We start from the raw sequence: 17,533 nt of genomic DNA, 5'->3' as shown, positions 1-17,533 counted from the left end.
TCGTGGACCCTACCCGTCCGCGGACCGGGCCAACCCGACCTCAGGGACCGGCGCCGTCGGGGAGGTCGGCGAGCAGGACCCCGGCGGCGGCGTACGGGTCCGAGTCGCCCGCGGCGACGGCCGCCGCGAGGTCGTCGAGGTCCGCGGAGCCCGACAGGTCGGCCCACCGCGAGCGCAGCCGGGCCACCGCGATGGCCTCGACCTCCGCCCGGGCCCGCCGCGTACGACGCCGCGCCAGGTCGCCGGACGACTCCAGCCACGCGCGGTGCTCGTCCAGGCGGCCCACGAGCTCCGGCATCCCGGTCCCGTCCCGGGCGACGGCGCGCTGGATCGGCGGGCGCCAGTCGTCGGGGTGCCGCTCGGAGAGGTTCATCGCGGCGCGCAGGTCGTGCACCAGCCGGTCGGCGCCCTCGCGGTCGGCCTTGTTGACGCACAGGACGTCGGCCGTCTCGAGGATCCCGGCCTTCGCCGCCTGGATCCCGTCGCCGAGGCCCGGCGCCAGGAGCACGAGCGTGGTGTCCGCGAGGCCCGCGACCTCGACCTCCGACTGGCCGACGCCGACGGTCTCGACCAGCACGACGTCGTACCCCGACGCGTCGAGGACCCGCACCGCCTGCGGCGTCGACCAGGCGAGCCCGCCGAGGTGGCCGCGCGCGGCCATGGACCGGATGAACACGCCGCCGTCCCCGGCGTGGTCACCCATGCGGACGCGGTCGCCGAGCAGGGCGCCACCCGAGAAGGGCGACGAGGGGTCGACGGCGAGGACGCCCACGGACCGGCCGGCCGCCCGCAGCGCCGCGATCAGCGCGTTGGTGGTGGTCGACTTCCCCACGCCGGGGGCGCCCGTCACCCCGATCACCTGCGCGCGGCCGGTGTGCGGGGCGAGCAGCCGGGCGACCTCCGGGAGACCCGGGGCCTCGTCCTCGACCCACGACACGAGGCGGGCGACGGCGCGGACCTCACCCGCGCGGGCGCGGGTGACGAGGTCCGCGGCGTCGCCGCCGTGCCGTCCAGGACGTCCGGGGCGTCGGGTGGTGCCGCTCAGGCGGGGACCTTGACGATCAGGGCGTCGCCCTGGCCGCCGCCGCCGCAGAGCGCGGCCGCGCCGGTGCCGCCGCCGCGGCGCTTGAGCTCGAGGGCGAGGTGGAGGACGACGCGCGCGCCGGACATGCCGACGGGGTGGCCCAGCGCGATGGCGCCGCCGTTGACGTTGACCTTGTCCTCGTCGAGGCCGAGCTCGCGCGCGGAGGCGATGCCGACCGCCGCGAAGGCCTCGTTGAACTCGACCAGGTCGAGGCTGGAGGGCTCGATGCCCTCCTTCGCGCAGGCCTTGGCGGTGGCGTTGGCGGGCTGCATCTGCAGGGTGGAGTCGGGGCCGGCGACCATGCCGTGCGCGCCGATCTCGGCGAGCCACTCCAGGCCGAGCTCCTCGGCCTTCGCCTTGCTCATGACGACCACGGCGCAGGCGCCGTCGGAGATCTGGGAGGCGGAGCCGGCGGTGATGGTGCCCTGCTTGTCGAAGGCGGGACGCAGTCCGCCGAGCGACTCGGTGGTGGTGTCGCCGCGGACACCCTCGTCGGTGCTGACGACGACCGGGTCGCCCTTGCGCTGCGGGATCGAGACCGGGACGACCTCGTCGTCGAAGACGCCGTTCTTCCAGCCCTCGGCGGCCCGCTGGTGGGAGCGCGCGGAGAACGCGTCCTGCTCCTCGCGGGTCAGCTGGAGGCCGTCGGCGTTGCACTGCTCGGTCAGCGCTCCCATGGCCTGCTGGGTGAGCTGGTCGTACAGCGCGTCGTACGCCATCGAGTCGACGAGCGTCGCGTCGCCGTACTTCGTGCCCTCGCGGGACTTCGGCAGCAGGTGCGGGGCGTTGGTCATCGACTCCATGCCGCCCGCCACGATCACCTCGGCCTCGCCGGCGCGGATCATCTGGTCGGCCGTCGCGATGGCGTTGAGGCCCGACAGGCAGACCTTGTTGATCGTGATCGACGGCAGCGACGCCGGCAGACCGGCCGCGAGGCCGGCGGTGCGGGCGGGGTTCTGGCCGGCGCCGGCGAGGATGACCTGGCCCATGATCAGGTAGTCGACCTGGTCGCCCGAGACCCCGGCCTTCTCCAGCGCGCCCTTGATGGCGACGCCGCCGAGGTCGGCGGCGCTGAGGGTCTTCAGCCCGCCGAGCAGGCGGCCGATGGGGGTGCGGGCCCCGGCGACGATGACGGATCCGGACATGGGTGCCTCCAGGCGGGGTGGGCGGTGCGGCTGCTCGTGCTCAGGACTCGGACACTACCGACGCCCACCGACGGCGACGAGAGGTGTCACGCACGTCACACCCCTCGCCGCCGGGCGGTCCGCCGTACGACGATGGCGGCATGAGCGCTCCCCTGGCCGACCTGCCCTCCGACCTGTTCACCGCCGTCGACCACGTCGGCATCGCCGTGCCCGACCTGGATGCGGCCATCGCGTTCTACCGCGACTCCTTCGGGATGACGCTGGCGCACGAGGAGGTCAACGACGAGCAGGGCGTCCGCGAGGCGATGATGGCCGTCGGTGACTCCGGCTCCCACGTGCAGCTGCTCGCGCCGCTGTCGCCGGAGTCGACGATCGCGAAGTTCCTCGACCGCAGCGGCCCCGGCCTCCAGCAGGTCGCCTACCGCGTGGTGGACGTCGAGGCCGTCAGCGCGACGCTGCGCGAGCGCGGCCTGCGCCTGCTGTACGACGAGCCGCGCCGCGGCACCGCCGGCTCGCGCATCAACTTCGTCCACCCGAAGGACGCCGGCGGGGTCCTCGTCGAGCTGGTCGAGCCCGCCCCCGCCTGAGCGACGGTCCCGACCACCGCTGGTCAGTCGCCCAGCCGGTCCAGGGCGAGCCGGGCCACCCCGCGGCCCAGCGTGGCGCCGGCCTCGTCGGAGGTCCGGTAGTGGATGCCGGACCAGACCCGGGCGTCCACGTTCTCCTCGACCAGGTCGGTCCAGTCGGTGTAGGCCCGCGTCCCGACGCCGTCGACGTCGATCCGCACCGGCTCGGACGGTGGCCCCGCCAGGGCGTCGAGGACCACCTCGGCCGCACCCGCGAACACGGTGTGCGCGCTCGGGAACTCCGGGTGCGACGGGGTCTCCAGCAGCGGCTCCCAGGCCGGGTCCGGCACGGTCCGCGGGTCGCCGTCGGGGATCGGGTAGCCGTCGGGAGCGGCCTCCCGGACCGCGGTGACCGGCCGCCAGAATTGGACGTCGTACTTCGCGGCGAAGCAGGCGATCTGCGCGTCGGTGCTGACCTGGTGGAAGACCGCGACCAGGTGGACGCGCTGCGCGAGGGGCCGGCCGGGGTCCCGCTCGAGGAGCCCCCGCAGCACCTGCGTGTAGGACCCGAGGCTGTCGTCGGCCCAGAAGGACGCCGTCGCGGTCTGCCCCGCCGTGCGGTCGGACCCGGTGCGCCCGCCGAGGGCGCGGACCTTCGCCAGGTCCTCCCGGTACGCCGGTGTGCCGAGCTCGAGCGGTGACGGCACGTCCACCTCGTCGGGGGCCACGAGGAACGGCGTCGCCCGGCCCAGCGCGGACTGGCTCGGTGTGCTGTCGACGTCGGTGAGCACCCAGGAGCCGGCACCACCGCGGGGCCTGAACGACTCGGCGCCGGCGGCCACCGCGTCGGCGCCCAGGCCGTCGTCGGACCGTTCCGCGAGCACCTCCGCCGCCGCCGCGGCGCCGAGGTCGACGGCCCGGTCCCGGTCGGGACCGGCCTCGGTGGCGGCCAGGGTCGCCTCCAGCTGGGCGTCGGCGGCCTCCTGGACGGCGGGGACCCGGTCGACGAGCACGTCGTGGACCGCTCGGGCGAACGCCACCGCCCCCGCGCCCGGCGACCCCGGCGAACCCGGCGTCGCCGCGGCGGACACCGCCCGGTCGCCGGCGCCCCACGCGGTCGCCCACAGTGCGCTGCGGGGTGACTGGACCGGCGAGTCGAGGGCGTCGACCGCGGCGGTGGTGACGTCGAACCAGCCGAGCACGGGGTCGGCGGCGTCGACGCCACCCGGCACCACCACCGGCTCCGGCGGCGCCGGGCCGTCCCCACCACAACCCGCCACGAGCAGGAGCAGGGCCAGGACCCCGGTCACCGCTCGCCCGACGGCGGAGGGTCGGGTCACACGAAGGCCGACTCCCCCGTGATCGCCCGACCGACGATGAGGGTGTTGATCTCGCGGGTGCCCTCGTAGGAGTAGATGGCCTCGGCGTCGGCGACGAAGCGGCCGACGTGGTGCTCCAGCAGGATGCCGTTGCCGCCGAGGACCTCACGGGCCCACCCGACGGCCTCGCGCATGCGGGCGGTGGCGTGGGCCTTGCAGAGCGAGGCGTGCTCGTCACGGAGCTGGCCCGCGTCCTGCAGCTGGGAGGCGCGGGCGTTCATCGCGGTCGACGCGGTGACGTTGGACAGCATCTTCACCAGTAGGTCCTGGACGAGCTGGAAGCCGGCGATCGGGCGGCCGAACTGCTCGCGCTGCTTGGTGTAGCGCAGCGCGTGCTCGAAAGCACCGCGGGCGCAGCCGGCGGCCTGCCACGCGACGCCCATCCGGGTCACCCGGAGCACGTCGGACGTCGTCCGGAACGACTCGGCGCGACCCAGGCGGTTCGACTCGGGCACGTAGCAGTCGGTCATGGTGATCTCGGCGTTCTGCACCACGCGCAGCGCGATCTTGTCCTCCTGCTTGGTGAACTCGATCCCCTCGCTGCCCTTCTCGACCACGAAGCCCTTGACCTGGCCGTCGTCGGTGTCGCGGGCCCAGATGACGACGAGGTCGGCGAACGCGGCGTTGCCGATCCACTTCTTGCGGCCGTTGAGCACCCAGCCGTCGCCGTCACGGGTCGCGGTGGTGGCCAAGCCCTGGCTGATGGCCGAGCCGACCTCGGGCTCGGTCAGCCCGAAGGCGCCGATCAGCTCCATCCGCGCCATGGCGGGCAGCCAGCGCTCGCGCTGCTCGTCGGAGCCGCCGAGCATGATCGAGCCCATCGCGAGGCCGCCGTGGACACCCATGAAGGTGCCGATGGACGGGTCGACGCGCGCGAGCTCCATGGCGACGAGCCCGTCGACCAGCGCGCCGCGGGCCGGGCAGCCGGGGCCGTCGTACGCGAGCCCGGCGATGCCGAGCTCCGCGATGCCGGGGACCAGCTCGTGGGGGAACTCGGCCCGGGTCCAGAAGTCGTTGATGACCGGCTCGACCTCGCGGGTCATGAAGGCCCGCACCCGGCTCAGCAGCTCACGGTCCTCCTCGGCCAGGAGCAGCTCGAACCCCAGGAAGTCGGAGAACGGGGACTCGTCCACCTCGATGGCACCGCCGGCGGTCATGGGTTCTCCTCGCTCAGGAACTGCTCGATGACGGGGACGTTCTTGGCCGCCTGGACCAACAGGTCCAGGTGCCCCCCGGAGTAGACGTGCAAGCGGGCGCCGGGGATGAGCGCGGCCTGCATCCGGGGGTTGATGACGGGGATGATCGGGTCGTCGTCCCCGCCCATGACCAGCGTCGGCTGACGCACGAAGGGCAGGAACGGCAGGCTGCTCCAGCCCGTCATGGCCGCGAGCTGGTAGTAGTAGCCGCGCTTGGGTCCGGACCGGGTGGTCGCGTGCAGGAGTGCGGCGCCCTGCGCCGGGTTCGTCCGCATCGACCCGCCGTAGATCGTGGACGCCACCTCGCGGGCGTACGCCGGGTCCCGGTGACGACGCGGCGTCGACATGATCTTCAGGACCTCCGGCCGCGCCGGGACCATGAGGACGCCGGTGCCGGTGGCGGCGAGCACCACCCGCCGGACCTTCCGCGGCGACTGCAGCGCGAGCTGCTGGGCCAGCCCACCGCCCCACGACAGCCCGAAGACGTCGAAGCTGCGGTGGCCGAGCTTCTTCATCAGCGCGGTGACCCACGAGCTGAGCGCCGCGATCGGGTACGGCGTCGGCGGCAGCTGGGAGCCCCCGATGCCGGGCACGTCGAAGCGGACCACCCCGCGGTGCGGGGAGAGGTGGTCCACCAGCGGCTGCAGCGCCTCGAGGCTGATGCCGATGCCGTTGCACAGCAGGAGCGGCGGGGCGTCGGTCAGGGGTCCGGTGGCGGGACGGACCGAGACGCGGGCCGTCAGGCCGCGGACCGAGACCTGACGGACGCGGTCGGGAGCCGCCCCGGACCTCGCGGTGTCCACGACCCGCGCCTCAGCGGTCGTGGACATAGGTGCCCGGCGCCTCCGCGACCGGCTCGTGGTCGGCGTTGCCGAGCTTCCGCGGCTTGCCCCGCTCCCCGCCGGACCGGGTGGACAGCCACTCCGACCAGTCCTCCCACCAGCTGCCCTGGACCCGGTTGGCGCTGGCCAGCCAGTCCTCGGGCGACTCCGGGTTCACGGGGTGACCGTCGCGCTCCGGGGAGGCCCGGAAGTTGGCCTTCGGGTTGCCGGGCGGGTTCACCATCGCGGCGATGTGGCCGCTCGTCGAGAGCACGAACCGCGTGTCGCCGCCGAACAGCTGGGTGGCCTGGTAGCAGGACTGCCACTGGCACAGGTGGTCGGCGATGCCCGCGACGACGTAGGAGTCGGTGGTGATCGTCGACAGGTCGACCGGCGAGCCGAGCATGGTCGCGGCCTTCGGCTCGACCAGCGCGTTGCGCAGCGCGAGGTCCATGAAGTCGCGGTGCATGCCCGCCGACATCCGCACCGGGTCGGCGTTCCAGTAGAGGATGTCGAACGCCTTGGGCGCGTGACCCATCAGGTAGTTGTTGACCCAGTAGTTCCAGATCAGGTCGTTGGGTCGCAGCCAGGCGAACACCTCGGCCAGCGTCCGGCCGTCGAGGTAGCCCTTCTCCGCGGACGCCCGGGTCGACGCGGCGGCCGCCTTGTGCGACATCAGTGCGCTGGTCACGCCGGCCCGCGCCTGGTCGAGCACCGTCACCGCCAGCGTGTACGACGCCACGCGGTCGAGCTCGCCGACCGCCGCGAGGTGCGCCAGCACCATCGAAGCGATCATCCCGCCGGAGCAGATGCCGAAGATCGAGGTGCTCGACTGCCGCGAGATCGCCTGGGCGGCGTCCATGGCCTCGAGGATCGCGGCGCCGTACGTGTCGAGGTCCCACTGGGCGTGCCGGACGTCGGGGTTGCGCCACGAGATGCAGAAGACCGTCTTGCCGGAGCGGACGAGGTGCTCGACCAGGGAGCGCTCCGGGGCGAGGTCGATCACGTAGTACTTGTTGATCGTCGGCGGCACGATCAACATCGGGATCTCGTGGACCTTGTCGGTCTGCGGCGTGTACTGGATCAGCTCGAACTGCTCGGTGCGCAGGACGACGGCGCCCGGCGTGACCGCCATGTCGGCGCCGACCTCGAAGGCGTCGGGCTCGACCATCGACGGCACGCGGGGCGCGGTGGCGAAGTCCCGCACGAAGCGCCGGCCGCCCTCCAGCAGGTTGCCGCCACCGGTGTCGAGGGTCCGCTTGAGGACCTTCGGGTTCGTCAGCGGGTGGTTGCTGGGCGACGCGGCCTCGACGATGTTGTCGACGATGAAGCGGATGCGGTGGTCGTCGCCCCAGCTCAGCTCGGCGTCGTCCACGAGCCCCCGGGCTGCGTGCCCGGTGGCGAGGTAGGTCTGCAGCGCCCGCCGGAACAGCGGGTTCTTCGCCCAGGCGTCGTCGCCGAAGCGACGGTCCTTCTCGTCGGGGGCCAGCTCGGAGCGGCCCAGCCCGACCTTGACGAGCTCACCGGCCAGGCCGGCGGTGCGCCCGACGACACGGCGGGGGTGGCGGGCCAGGCCCGCGGCGAAGCGGATCCCGGACATGCCGGGCACGAAGCGGCGGGGGAGGCTGGAGGAGGCGTCGGCGAGGAGCATGTCGAGCGGGGTGGCGAGCTCGCCGCTCACCTCGGTCTGCTCGGCGGGGCCCGAGTCGGTCTGGCTCATGTGCTGACAGTAGGCGGTCCGCTGTGACTGGCGACACAGCCTGTCCTGCCCGGTGGACGGGGCGGGCCGCCGCAGGCGCCGACGGTGGGCCGGCGAAGCCCGGGTCGGCCGTGACGTAGGACACGGAGTGGCCCGCGGCCGGTTACTCGTCGGTACGTTGCGTGCACCCCGGACCGCGAGACACCCAGGAGCTCCCCGTGCAGCACATCCTCGACGCCATCTCGGCCCCAGACACCTCGTCGGAGGACTTCGCAGCCCTCGCCCTGCCCGAGTCCTACCGCGCGGCGTACGTCGCCAAGGACGAGGTGGACATGTTCGAGGGCCTCTCCGCCAAGGAGAAGGACCCCCGCCGGTCCCTGCACGTCGACGAGGTCGCGATGCCCGAGCTCGGCCCGGGCGAGGCGCTGGTGGCCGTCATGGCCAGCGCCATCAACTACAACACCGTCTGGACCTCGATCTTCGAGCCCGTCTCCACCTTCGGCTTCCTCGAGCGCTACGGACGGCTGTCGCCGCTGGCGAAGCGCCACGACCTGCCGTACCACGTGGTCGGCTCCGACCTGGCCGGCGTCGTGCTGCGCACGGGCCCCGGCGTGCACACCTGGAAGCCCGGCCAGGAGGTCGTGGCCCACTGCCTGTCGGTCGAGCTCGAGGGCCCCGACGGCCACAACGACACGATGCTCGACCCGGAGCAGCGCATCTGGGGCTTCGAGACGAACTTCGGCGGCCTCGCCGACGTCGCGCTGGTCAAGGCCAACCAGCTGATGCCGAAGCCGCAGCACCTCACCTGGGAGGAGGCCGCCTCCCCCGGCCTCGTCAACTGCACGGCGTACCGCCAGCTGGTGTCGAAGAACGGCGGCGACATGAAGCAGGGCGACAACGTCCTGATCTGGGGCGCCTCGGGCGGCCTGGGCGGCTTCGCCACGCAGTACGCGCTCAACGGCGGCGCGACCCCGATCTGCGTGGTCTCCAGCGAGGAGAAGGCCGACATCGCCCGCTCGATGGGCGCCGAGCTCATCATCAACCGCTCCGCCGAGGACTACCGGTTCTGGAACGACGAGAACACCGAGCAGGACCCGAAGGAGTGGCGTCGCTTCGGCAAGCGCATCCGCGAGCTCACCGGCGGCGAGGACATCGACATCGTCTTCGAGCACCCGGGTCGCGAGACCTTCGGCGCCTCGGTGTTCGTGACCCGCAAGGGCGGCACGATCACCACCTGCGCCTCGACCAGCGGCTACATGCACGAGTACGACAACCGCTACCTGTGGATGAACCTCAAGCGCATCATCTCCTCGCACTTCGCGAACTACCGCGAGTCGTGGGAGGCGAACCGCCTCATCGCGAAGGGCAAGATCCACCCGACGCTGTCCCGGACCTACACCCTGGACGAGGTCGGGCAGGCCACGCTCGACGTCCACCACAACAAGCACCAGGGCAAGGTCGGCGTGCTCTGCCTGGCGCCCGAGGAGGGTCTCGGGGTGCACGACCACGAGCTCCGCGCGACCCACCTGGACGCGATCAACCGGTTCCGAGGGGTCTGATCACCCGGGTCCCGCGCCACCTTCCCGGACGGGGCGCGGGATCTGCTCGGACGGGGCGCGCACCACACCCGTGCGGGGTGGGTTCTCGCCCTCCGATCCGACAGACTGGGGTCTTCTCCACGACCACCTCGCGAGCCAGGAGGGCGCCTGCATGAGCGACCGCGGCCTGTCCATCTTCGACGACGACGCGGACGCGCCGTCCTCCACCGAGGGCGCCGGCACGACCCAGGACGACCGCGCCACGCAGGCCATCCCCACGGTGGGCGCCGGCAAGGGAGGCCCGGACACGACCCCGACGCCCACGACGGGGACCCAGCAGGCCTCCTCGGCCCCGCCCTCGCGGGCGCCGCAGCAGGCGCCGCCGCGCCCGGCACCCCGTCCGGCCACCCGGCCGGGTCCGACCCTGCCGCCGAGCTTCCCGCGGGTCCGCCGCGGCGGCTACGACGCCGACGCGGTCGACGCGAAGGTGCGCGAGATGGCCGGCGACCGCGCCGCCCTGGCGACCGACCTCGCCGAGGCCGAGCGCCGCCACGGCGACCTCGAGGCCCGGATCACCCAGCTCGAGGCCGAGCTGGCGGAGAACCAGAACCCGTCGTACGCCGGTCTCGGCGGCCGCGCGTCGGCGATGCTGCGCCTCGCCGAGGAGGAGTCCGGCGACGTCCGGCGCGCCGCCGAGCGCGAGGCGGCCGAGATCCGCGAGCAGGCCGAGCGCGACGCCAAGGCCATCCGCGCCGAGGCCGCCCGGGACGCCGACGACATGCGCCTGGTCCAGCTGAAGGACCTCGACGAGACCCGCAGCCGGGTGCTCGCCGACGCCGAGACCGAGCGCGCCCTGGCCCGGTCCGAGGGGGAGGACGTGCGCGCCTCCGCCCAGCGCGAAGCCGACCAGCTCCGGCTGGCCGCCGACCAGGAGGCCAACGAGGTCCGCACGTCCGCGACCCGCGCGGCCGAGAAGGTCCGGGCCGCCGCGGACCGCGAGGCCCAGGAGGCCCGGCGCGCCCTGGCCGTGGAGAAGGAGCGGCTGGCCCGCGAGGCCTCCGACCACCACGAGTCGGCGACCGCCGAGACCAAGCGCCTCGTCACCGAGGCCGAGGAGCGCGCCACGGCCGCCGAGGCCCGCGCCCGCGACGCGATCGCCCAGGCGACCGCCCACCGCCAGCAGGCCCAGACGGAGTCCGAGGCGATCCTCTCCCGGGCCCGCCGCGAGGCCGAGCAGGTCGTGTCCTCGGCGCGCACCCAGGCGGAGGCGATCACCGACAACCGCACGAAGGAGTCCGAGCGCGAGCTCGCCGCCGTGCGGTCCCAGGTCGAGCGGATGATCAAGCGCCGCGAGGCCATCGCCGTGCAGCTGGGCGCCCTGCGCGACGTCGTGGCCGGGTTCGGCGACGACGAGCCCGACGACGCGGCCGCGGCCCCCACGACCCCGGACCCGGAGGCGACCCAGGCCAGCCCGCAGGCGGCGCCGGCCAAGGGGCCCCGCAAGAAGTGAGGACCGGCCACGGCGCCCCTCAGGGCGCCGTGGCCTCCAGCTCGAGCCGGACGTAGTCCACGACCGGCTCGGTCATGGCCTCCGCGACCGCGTCGACGAAGGCGTCGAAGCGGTCCGCCAGCGGCTCGGCGTAGCCGCCGAGCACCACGGTCGCGAGGTAGCGGCGCAGCAGGTCGGGCTCCGCCAGGCGGATCGGGTGCTGCCGGAGCCGGACGTCGTCGACGACCAGATCGGCCGACACCAGCTCCGCGCGGGTGTCGTCGACCCCGGCGAAGCACCACTCCCCCGGGTCCTCGTCGATCCCGAAGGCCCGCTGCGCCGTCCGCAGGGCGGAGTCCATCGCGTCGAGGTTGCCCGCACCACCGCACTCGGCGACCAGTCGGCCGCCGGGGCGCAGGACGGCGGCGAGGTGCGCGAACAGGGCCCGGTGGTCACCGACCCAGTGGAAGGCCGCGACGCTCATGACGGCGTCGACGGTGCCCACGGTGTCGGGCAGCGGCCGGGTCAGGTCCGCGTGGACGTACGTCGCGGAGTCGCCCAACCGCTCCCGGGCGCGCTCGAGCATCCGCTCGGAGCCGTCCAGCAGCACGAGCTCCGCCCCGGGCCACCGGTCGCGGAGAGCGGCGGCGTCGCGGCCCGTCCCGCAGCCGGCGTCCAGGACCCGCAGACCCGCGCCGTCACCCGGCAGGTCGAGACGGTCCAGGACGCCGGCGCCCCAGGCCTCGTGCGGCAGGGGCAGGGCGTCGTACGTCGAGGCGTCCCACTCGCGAGTCATCGACGGGCATCCTCCACCACGGGCGGGACCGCGGGAAGGACCTGCTCGGCGGCCGGCTCCCCGGCGCGCACCAGCAGCACGCCCGCGAGCACCAGGACGCCGCCCGCGAGCTGGAGCGGTCCGGGCAGCTCGGCGAGGAGCAGCACCGAGAAGACCAGGGCGGCGAGGACCTCGCTGAGCCCGACGAAGGACGCCAGGCGCGAGCCGAGCCTGCGCCCGGCGGCGACGCCCGTCGCGTAGGCGAGCGCCGCGCAGACGACACCCAGACCCAGTGCGGCGACCCACCACGGCAGCTCGAACCCGGCGTACGACGCGGGCGCGGTCGAGGCGGCCATCGGCACGAGGCCGACGAGCCCGGCGAGCCCGAGGACGACGGTGCCGACCACCAGCCCGCCCTCCGCGAGGACGATCGGCGGCAGTCCGTTGTCGGCGTCGGCCGAGACGACGAAGTAGACGGCCAGTCCGAGCATCGCGGCCAGCGCCCAGGCCACGCCGACGACGTCGAGGGAGGCCCCCGAGACCACGTCGAGCACCAGGACGAGCCCGACCGCGGCGACGACGGCCCCGACGAGGGTCAGCCGGCCGGGGCGCTGGGCGTGGCGCAGCCACATCCAGAGCACGACCGCGACAGGGGCGGTGTACTCGATCAGCAGCGCGACGCCGACGTCCAGGTAGGTGACGGCGTAGAAGAACGCGAGCTGGATGCCGGCGACCGCGGCGACGCCGTACAGGGTGACGACGCGGACGTTGCTGCGCAGCAGCCCCCAGCGGCCGCGGAGCACGACGACGACCGGTACGGCGAGGACGAGGGCGGCGACGCCGACCCGCACCAGGACGGCGGCGCCGGCGGTCCATCCCTCGTCCAGCAGGCCGCGGGCCAGGGGTCCGGCGAGACCGAAGGCGGTCGCCGAGACCAGCGCGAACGCGAGGCCCCCCGCCACACCGCTCGACCGGACGTCAGGAGTCATCGTGCTCATGGCTCCTGACCCTAGGACCGGATGTCGTAAGGTGTCAACGTGGACTTCACTCATGACACCGTGATGTCGCTGCAGGCCGCCACCGCCCTGGTCAACAGCGCCGAGGAGCCGGACACGCTGACGTCGGTCGCCGACCTCGACGCCGTGTGGGAGGAGTACGGCTACACCGGCCGCCACGACGGCGACGTCGCCGAGCTCGAGGCGGTGCGGGCGCTGCGCCCCACGCTGCGCACGCTGCTGACGGCCGACCGCGACACGGCCGCGGGGATGGTGAACCGGATGCTCGCCGACGCGGGGGCCGTGCCGCGCCTCGCCCGCCACGACGGCTGGGACTGGCACCTGCACGCCATCGACGACGACGCCCCGCTGCCCGACCGGATCGTCGTGGAGACCGCCATGGCGATGATGGACGTCGTCCGCGTCGACGAGCTCAGCCGCATCTCCTCCTGCGACGCCGACGGCTGCGAGGGCGTCGTCCTCGACCTGTCCCGCAACCGCTCGCGCCGCTTCTGCTCCACGACCTGCACGAACCGCGAGGCCGCGGCGGCGTACCGCGCCCGCCGACGCACCACTCGGTCCTGACCGCCGGTGAGCGCCGTCGGGCAGAATCCCGGTGTGCGTCCTCGCCTGCTGCTCCTCGCCCTCGTCCTCGCGGTGGTCGGCGTCCCCCTGCCGGCCACCACCGCCACCGCGGACCCCGCGGCCACGGCCGGGCGCGGCGCCGGCGACTACGCGCTGCCACCCGCGGCCGACCGGTGGGACTACCAGATCGGTGGCACCCGGACGGTGCCCGGGAGCGTCGACGTCGTCATCCGGGACCGCGAGGCTCCGCCGGTGGGCCGCGACGGCGTCTACGACGTCTGCTACGTCAACGCCTTCCAGACCCAGCCGAACGAGAAGCAGTTCTGGAAGAAGCGGTGGGGCCTCGTCCTGAAGAAGAACGGTCGTGCGGTCGTCGACTCCGGGTGGGGCGAGTGGCTGCTGGACATCCGCACCCCGGCGAAGCGCCAACGGCTGGCGCGCATCGTCGGCGGCTGGATGAGCGGCTGCGCCGAGGCCGGCTACGACGCCGTCGAGCCCGACAACCTCGACTCCTACCTGCGCAGCAAGGGCCTGATCAGCCAGCAGCAGACCAACGCCTTCGTCCGTCTCCTGGCGGAGCGCGCCCACGGCAGCGGCCTCGCCATCGCCCAGAAGAACCGCGCGGGGTGGAACGGGAAGCGCTTCGGCCTCGACTTCGCCGTCGCCGAGGAGTGCGGCCAGTACGACGAGTGCGGCGCCTACCGCCGCGTGTACGGCGCCCGGGTGCTCGCGGTGGAGTACCGCGACCCGGCCTTCCGCACGGCCTGCCGCGAGTGGGACGGCCGGATCGCGCTGGTGCGCCGCGACCTCGCGGTCAGCCCGAGGGGCGTCCGCCGCTTCTGCCCCTGACCGGGCTCAGCGGCTGTGGTCGCGGAACCCGCGCCCGGTCTTGCGGCCGAGGTAGCCGGCCGTGACCAGGTGCTCCAGCAGCGGCGCCGGGGCGAACCCGGGCTCGCGGAACTCCAGGTAGAGCTCGCGCTGAATGGCCAGCGAGACGTCGTTGCCGACCACGTCGAGCAGCTCGAACGGCCCCATCGGCAGGGCGCAGCCCAGCTTCATGGCGGTGTCGATGTCGTCGGCCGTCGCGTAGTGGCCCTCGAGCATCTTCACCGCGTCGTTGAGGTAGGGGAACAGCAGCGCGTTGACGATGAAGCCCGCCCGGTCGCCGCAGGACACCGCGGTCTTGCCGACCGCGCCGCACAGGGCCCGGGTGGTCTCCGCGACGTCGTCGGCGGTGGCGACGGTCGAGACGACCTCCACCAGCTTCATGACCGGCGCCGGGTTGAAGAAGTGCATGCCGACGACGTCACCGGGGCGGGAGGTCACCTTCGCGAGCTCGATGACCGGCAGCGACGAGGTGGTCGTGGCGAGGATCGCGCCGTCGCGGCAGATCTCGTCGAGGTTCTCGAAGAGGGTGGTCTTGATCTTCAGGTCCTCGGCGATGGCCTCGACCACCAGGTCCACCGACGACAGGTCGTCGAGCGAGGTCGTGCCGGTGAGCCGACCGAGCACCTCGTCGCGGGCGGACTCCTCGAGCTTGCCGCGCTGGACGGCCTTGTCGAGCGACTTCGCCACGCGGGCGGCCACGCCGTCGACCTTGTCGGCCGAGCGGCCGACGTACAGGACGTCGTACCCGCCCTTGGCGAAGACCTCGACGATGCCGGAGGCCATGGTCCCGGTGCCGACCACGCCGACGGTCCGGACCGGACGCCGCAGCTCGGCCGCGTCCGCGGCGGACGGCGTGCGCTCGTCGTCCACGACGACGGGGCTGTCGGGGCCCTCGTAGGTGTAGAAGCCCCGGCCCGTCTTGCGGCCCAGCAGGCCCGCGGAGACCATCTGCTTGAGCAGCGGCGTGGGCGCGTGGAGCCGGTCGCGGCCCTGGCGGTACATCGTCTCGAGGATCTCGTACGCCGTGTCCAGACCGATCAGGTCGAGCAGCGCCAGCGGGCCCATCGGGTAGCCGCAGCCGAAGCGCATGGCGGCGTCGATGTCCTCGCGGGTGGCGTAGCGGCTCTCGAACATGGACGCCGCGTGGTTGAGGTAGCCGAACAGCAGCGTGTTGGCGATGAAGCCGGCGCGGTCGCCGCAGACGACCGGGCTCTTGCCGAGCTTCTCGACCATGCCGGTGACCTCGTCGAGCACCCGCGGGTCGGTGACGACGGTGCGCACGACCTCGACGAACTTCTGCACCGGGGCCGGGTTGAAGAAGTGCATGCCGACGACCCGGCCCGGGTGGGAGGTCGCCGCGGAGATCTCCGTGACCGACAGCGAGGAGGTGTTGGTCGCCAGCACCGCGTCGGGGCCGACGATCTCGTCGAGGCGGCTGAAGATCCGTCGCTTGAGGTCGAGGGACTCCCCGATGGCCTCCACGACCAGCGTGGCGTCGGCCAGGTCGGCCAGGTCGGTGGTGATCCGCACCCGCCCGAGCAGCGCGGCGGCGTCCTCCTCGGAGAGCTTGCCGCGCGCGACCGCCCGGCTCGTGGAGTGGTCGAGGTGGCCCTGGCCGCGGTCAGCAGCGGCGTCGTCGACCTCGACCCCGACCACGGAGTAGCCGTGGCGGGCGAACACCTCGGCGATGCCGGCACCCATCGTGCCCAGGCCCACCACCCCGACGACGTCGGTGCGGGCGGCGGGCTCGGTGGCGCTGTCAGTCATGCTCGCGATCCTGCCACGGGGCACGGACGTCCCGACCTGTGACGTCGGCCACCCGGGCCCGCCGGGAGGGCGGCGATCAGGCCGGCGCGTCCACGAAGCGCCGGAGCACCTCGGCGAACACCTCGGGCTGCTGGGAGTGCACCCAGTGACCGGCGTTCTTGACCGTCACCTTCCGCACGCGCGGGAACAGCCGCTCCATGGCCTCGGCGTGCTCCGGCTGCACGTACGGCGACTCGGCGCCCGCCACCCACAGCACCGGACCGTCGTACGGCGGGGCGTCGGCCACGCGGTCCTCCGGCCAGCTGCCCAGCACGTCGAGCTCCTCGGCGAGCAGCTCGAGGTTCGGCTGCCAGCGCCAGGAGGCTCCCCCCTCGGCGGTGTCGCGACGCAGGTTCTGCAGCAGGAACCCCCGCACGGTCGGGCTCGGCGCCGCCTCGCTCATCGCCTCGTCGGCCTGCGCGCGGGTCTCGAGAGCGGCCAGGTCGAGGGAGCGCATCGCGCGGATGTAGCGCCCGAACTCCTCGCGCCCGCCCTCCTCGTAGGTCACCGGCGACATGTCGACGACGCAGAGGCGCTCGACCAGCTCCGGGTGCCGCAGGGCCAGCAGCATCGCCGCCTTGCCGCCCATCGAGTGACCCACCAGGGCCGCCGGCTCGGCGGGGTCGAGCAGCTCCGCGACGGCGTCGGCCATGTCGACGTAGTCGAGGTGGTCGGTCCAGGCGGAGCGTCCGTGGTTCGGCATGTCGACGAGGAGCACCCGGTGGGAGCCCGCCAGGGTCTTGGCGGCCGTCGTCCAGTTCTTGCCCTGGCCGAAGAGACCGTGGCAGAACACCACCCACGGCCCGCTCTCCCCCAGGGTCGTCGTGTGCAGGTCGGCCACGCGGCTCATCCTGGCAGGCGGGTAGATTCGCCCGGCGTGAGACTCGTCGTGGCGCGGTGCCAGGTGGACTACGCGGGGCGGCTGACGGCGCACCTGCCGATGGCGACCCGGGTGCTGATGATCAAGGCCGACGGATCGGTGCTGGTGCACTCCGACGGCGGCTCCTACAAGCCCCTGAACTGGATGTCGCCACCGTGCACCCTGCGCGAGGGCACCACGGACGACGGCGAGGTCGAGTGGACCGTCACCAGCCCGAAGACCGACGACACCCTGCGCATCCTCATCAGCGAGGTCGTCCACGACTCCCGCTACGACCTCGGCGTCGACCCGGGCCTGGTCAAGGACGGCGTCGAGAAGCACCTCCAGGAGCTCCTGGCGGAGCACCCGGCCACGCTGGCGGAGGGCCTGTCGCTGGTGCGCCGCGAGTTCCCGACCGCGATCGGGCCGGTCGACCTCATGTGCCGCGACGCCGCGGGCACCTCGGTGGCCGTGGAGATCAAGCGGCGCGGCGAGATCGACGGGGTCGAGCAGCTGACGCGCTACCTCGAGCTGCTCAACCGCGACCCGGCGCTCACCCGCAAGGGAGCCGTCCGCGGCATCTTCGCGGCGCAGGAGATCAAGCCCCAGGCCCGCGTCCTGGCCACCGACCGCGGCATCGCCTGCGCCGTCGTCGACTACGACGCGCTGCGCGGGCTCGACGACCCGGGCTCGCGCCTGTTCTGATGC

At 73.5% G+C, this 17,533-nt stretch carries 16 protein-coding genes; 6 read left to right on the top strand and 10 right to left on the bottom strand.

Annotated features, from left to right (window positions below; translation table 11 throughout):
• Positions 1-40 precede the first annotated feature (40 nt).
• A complete protein-coding gene (gene meaB, locus Q0858_RS04580) occupies positions 41-1,045 on the bottom strand; it encodes a methylmalonyl Co-A mutase-associated GTPase MeaB (protein WP_299051766.1) in 1,005 nt (334 codons plus the stop codon).
• Positions 1,042-2,229, bottom strand: a complete 1,188-nt coding sequence (locus tag Q0858_RS04575; RefSeq protein WP_299051503.1) for an acetyl-CoA C-acetyltransferase — start codon at positions 2,227-2,229, stop codon at positions 1,042-1,044. Before Q0858_RS04575 ends, meaB begins: the two co-directional genes overlap by 4 nt.
• 140 nt (positions 2,230-2,369) lie before the next feature.
• Here Q0858_RS04575 and mce point away from each other — a divergent pair, with 140 nt between their 5' ends.
• Positions 2,370-2,816, top strand: coding sequence for a methylmalonyl-CoA epimerase (gene mce / locus Q0858_RS04570; protein ID WP_299051502.1), 447 nt, complete (start codon positions 2,370-2,372; stop codon positions 2,814-2,816).
• A gap of 23 nt (positions 2,817-2,839) precedes the next feature.
• Here mce and Q0858_RS04565 read toward each other — a convergent pair whose 3' ends face one another.
• From Q0858_RS04565 to Q0858_RS04550, 4 genes are read right to left on the bottom strand one after another with little or no spacing between them, the layout of a single operon-like run.
• On the bottom strand, positions 2,840-4,105 hold the full coding sequence (locus Q0858_RS04565; RefSeq protein ID WP_299051500.1) for a vanadium-dependent haloperoxidase: 1,266 nt from the start codon (positions 4,103-4,105) through the stop codon (positions 2,840-2,842).
• Positions 4,106-4,131: 26 nt separating this feature from the next.
• A complete protein-coding gene (locus Q0858_RS04560) occupies positions 4,132-5,331 on the bottom strand; it encodes an acyl-CoA dehydrogenase family protein (RefSeq protein ID WP_299051498.1) in 1,200 nt (399 codons plus the stop codon).
• Entirely contained in the window at positions 5,328-6,173 is an 846-nt protein-coding gene (locus Q0858_RS04555; RefSeq protein WP_299051496.1) for an alpha/beta fold hydrolase, read from the bottom strand. The genes Q0858_RS04560 and Q0858_RS04555 overlap by 4 nt, the downstream gene beginning before the upstream one ends.
• 10 nt (positions 6,174-6,183) lie before the next feature.
• Positions 6,184-7,911, bottom strand: a complete 1,728-nt coding sequence (locus Q0858_RS04550) for an alpha/beta fold hydrolase (RefSeq protein ID WP_299051494.1) — start codon at positions 7,909-7,911, stop codon at positions 6,184-6,186.
• 197 nt (positions 7,912-8,108) lie between these two features.
• Between Q0858_RS04550 and ccrA the strand changes: the two genes are divergently transcribed.
• Entirely contained in the window at positions 8,109-9,449 is a 1,341-nt protein-coding gene (ccrA, locus tag Q0858_RS04545; RefSeq protein WP_299051492.1) for a crotonyl-CoA carboxylase/reductase, read from the top strand.
• Between the two features lie 151 nt (positions 9,450-9,600).
• The gene (locus Q0858_RS04540) at positions 9,601-10,938 is read left to right on the top strand and encodes a hypothetical protein (RefSeq protein WP_299051490.1); all 1,338 of its coding nucleotides are present in this window, start codon (positions 9,601-9,603) and stop codon (positions 10,936-10,938) included.
• A 19-nt stretch (positions 10,939-10,957) separates the two neighbouring features.
• Here the strand turns inward: Q0858_RS04540 and Q0858_RS04535 are convergent, their stop codons facing one another.
• Positions 10,958-11,713, bottom strand: a complete 756-nt coding sequence (locus Q0858_RS04535) for a class I SAM-dependent methyltransferase (protein ID WP_299051489.1) — start codon at positions 11,711-11,713, stop codon at positions 10,958-10,960.
• Positions 11,710-12,690: a DMT family transporter gene (locus Q0858_RS04530; RefSeq protein WP_299051488.1), complete on the bottom strand. Its 981-nt coding sequence runs from the start codon at positions 12,688-12,690 to the stop codon at positions 11,710-11,712. Before Q0858_RS04530 ends, Q0858_RS04535 begins: the two co-directional genes overlap by 4 nt.
• 39 nt (positions 12,691-12,729) lie before the next feature.
• Here Q0858_RS04530 and Q0858_RS04525 point away from each other — a divergent pair, with 39 nt between their 5' ends.
• Both Q0858_RS04525 and Q0858_RS04520 read left to right on the top strand, forming a co-directional pair.
• Positions 12,730-13,272 (top strand): CGNR zinc finger domain-containing protein, encoded by a 543-nt coding sequence (locus tag Q0858_RS04525; protein ID WP_299051487.1) that lies wholly within the window; start codon positions 12,730-12,732, stop codon positions 13,270-13,272.
• A gap of 33 nt (positions 13,273-13,305) precedes the next feature.
• Entirely contained in the window at positions 13,306-14,121 is an 816-nt protein-coding gene (locus Q0858_RS04520; RefSeq protein WP_299051486.1) for an endo alpha-1,4 polygalactosaminidase, read from the top strand.
• A 6-nt stretch (positions 14,122-14,127) separates the two neighbouring features.
• On the opposite strand, the gene Q0858_RS04515 is transcribed toward Q0858_RS04520, so the two are convergent.
• Both Q0858_RS04515 and Q0858_RS04510 read right to left on the bottom strand, forming a co-directional pair.
• Positions 14,128-15,927: a 3-hydroxyacyl-CoA dehydrogenase family protein gene (locus Q0858_RS04515; RefSeq protein WP_299051485.1), complete on the bottom strand. Its 1,800-nt coding sequence runs from the start codon at positions 15,925-15,927 to the stop codon at positions 14,128-14,130.
• Between the two features lie 76 nt (positions 15,928-16,003).
• On the bottom strand, positions 16,004-16,816 hold the full coding sequence (locus Q0858_RS04510) for an alpha/beta fold hydrolase (protein ID WP_299051484.1): 813 nt from the start codon (positions 16,814-16,816) through the stop codon (positions 16,004-16,006).
• A 27-nt stretch (positions 16,817-16,843) separates the two neighbouring features.
• On the opposite strand from Q0858_RS04510, the gene nucS reads away from it, so the two are divergent.
• The gene (gene nucS, locus Q0858_RS04505) at positions 16,844-17,530 is read left to right on the top strand and encodes an endonuclease NucS (protein WP_299051483.1); all 687 of its coding nucleotides are present in this window, start codon (positions 16,844-16,846) and stop codon (positions 17,528-17,530) included.
• Positions 17,531-17,533 lie beyond the last annotated feature (3 nt).

Source organism: uncultured Nocardioides sp. (assembly GCF_947489365.1).
Classification (GTDB): domain Bacteria; phylum Actinomycetota; class Actinomycetes; order Propionibacteriales; family Nocardioidaceae; genus Nocardioides.
This window is presented reverse-complemented; position numbering and strand designations above follow the sequence as displayed.

Bases quoted from the DNA above. Each gene is read 5' to 3' on its own strand.
- Q0858_RS04575 (WP_299051503.1), bottom strand. From the start codon at position 2,229: ATGTCCGGATCCGTCATCGTCGCCGGGGCCCGCACCCCCATCGGCCGC.
- mce (WP_299051502.1), top strand. From the start codon at position 2,370: ATGAGCGCTCCCCTGGCCGACCTGCCCTCCGACCTGTTCACCGCCGTC.
- Q0858_RS04560 (WP_299051498.1), bottom strand. From the start codon at position 5,331: ATGACCGCCGGCGGTGCCATCGAGGTGGACGAGTCCCCGTTCTCCGAC.
- Q0858_RS04550 (WP_299051494.1), bottom strand. From the start codon at position 7,911: ATGAGCCAGACCGACTCGGGCCCCGCCGAGCAGACCGAGGTGAGCGGC.
- Q0858_RS04540 (WP_299051490.1), top strand. From the start codon at position 9,601: ATGAGCGACCGCGGCCTGTCCATCTTCGACGACGACGCGGACGCGCCG.
- Q0858_RS04535 (WP_299051489.1), bottom strand. From the start codon at position 11,713: ATGACTCGCGAGTGGGACGCCTCGACGTACGACGCCCTGCCCCTGCCG.
- Q0858_RS04530 (WP_299051488.1), bottom strand. From the start codon at position 12,690: ATGAGCACGATGACTCCTGACGTCCGGTCGAGCGGTGTGGCGGGGGGC.
- Q0858_RS04515 (WP_299051485.1), bottom strand. From the start codon at position 15,927: ATGACTGACAGCGCCACCGAGCCCGCCGCCCGCACCGACGTCGTCGGG.
- Q0858_RS04510 (WP_299051484.1), bottom strand. From the start codon at position 16,816: ATGAGCCGCGTGGCCGACCTGCACACGACGACCCTGGGGGAGAGCGGG.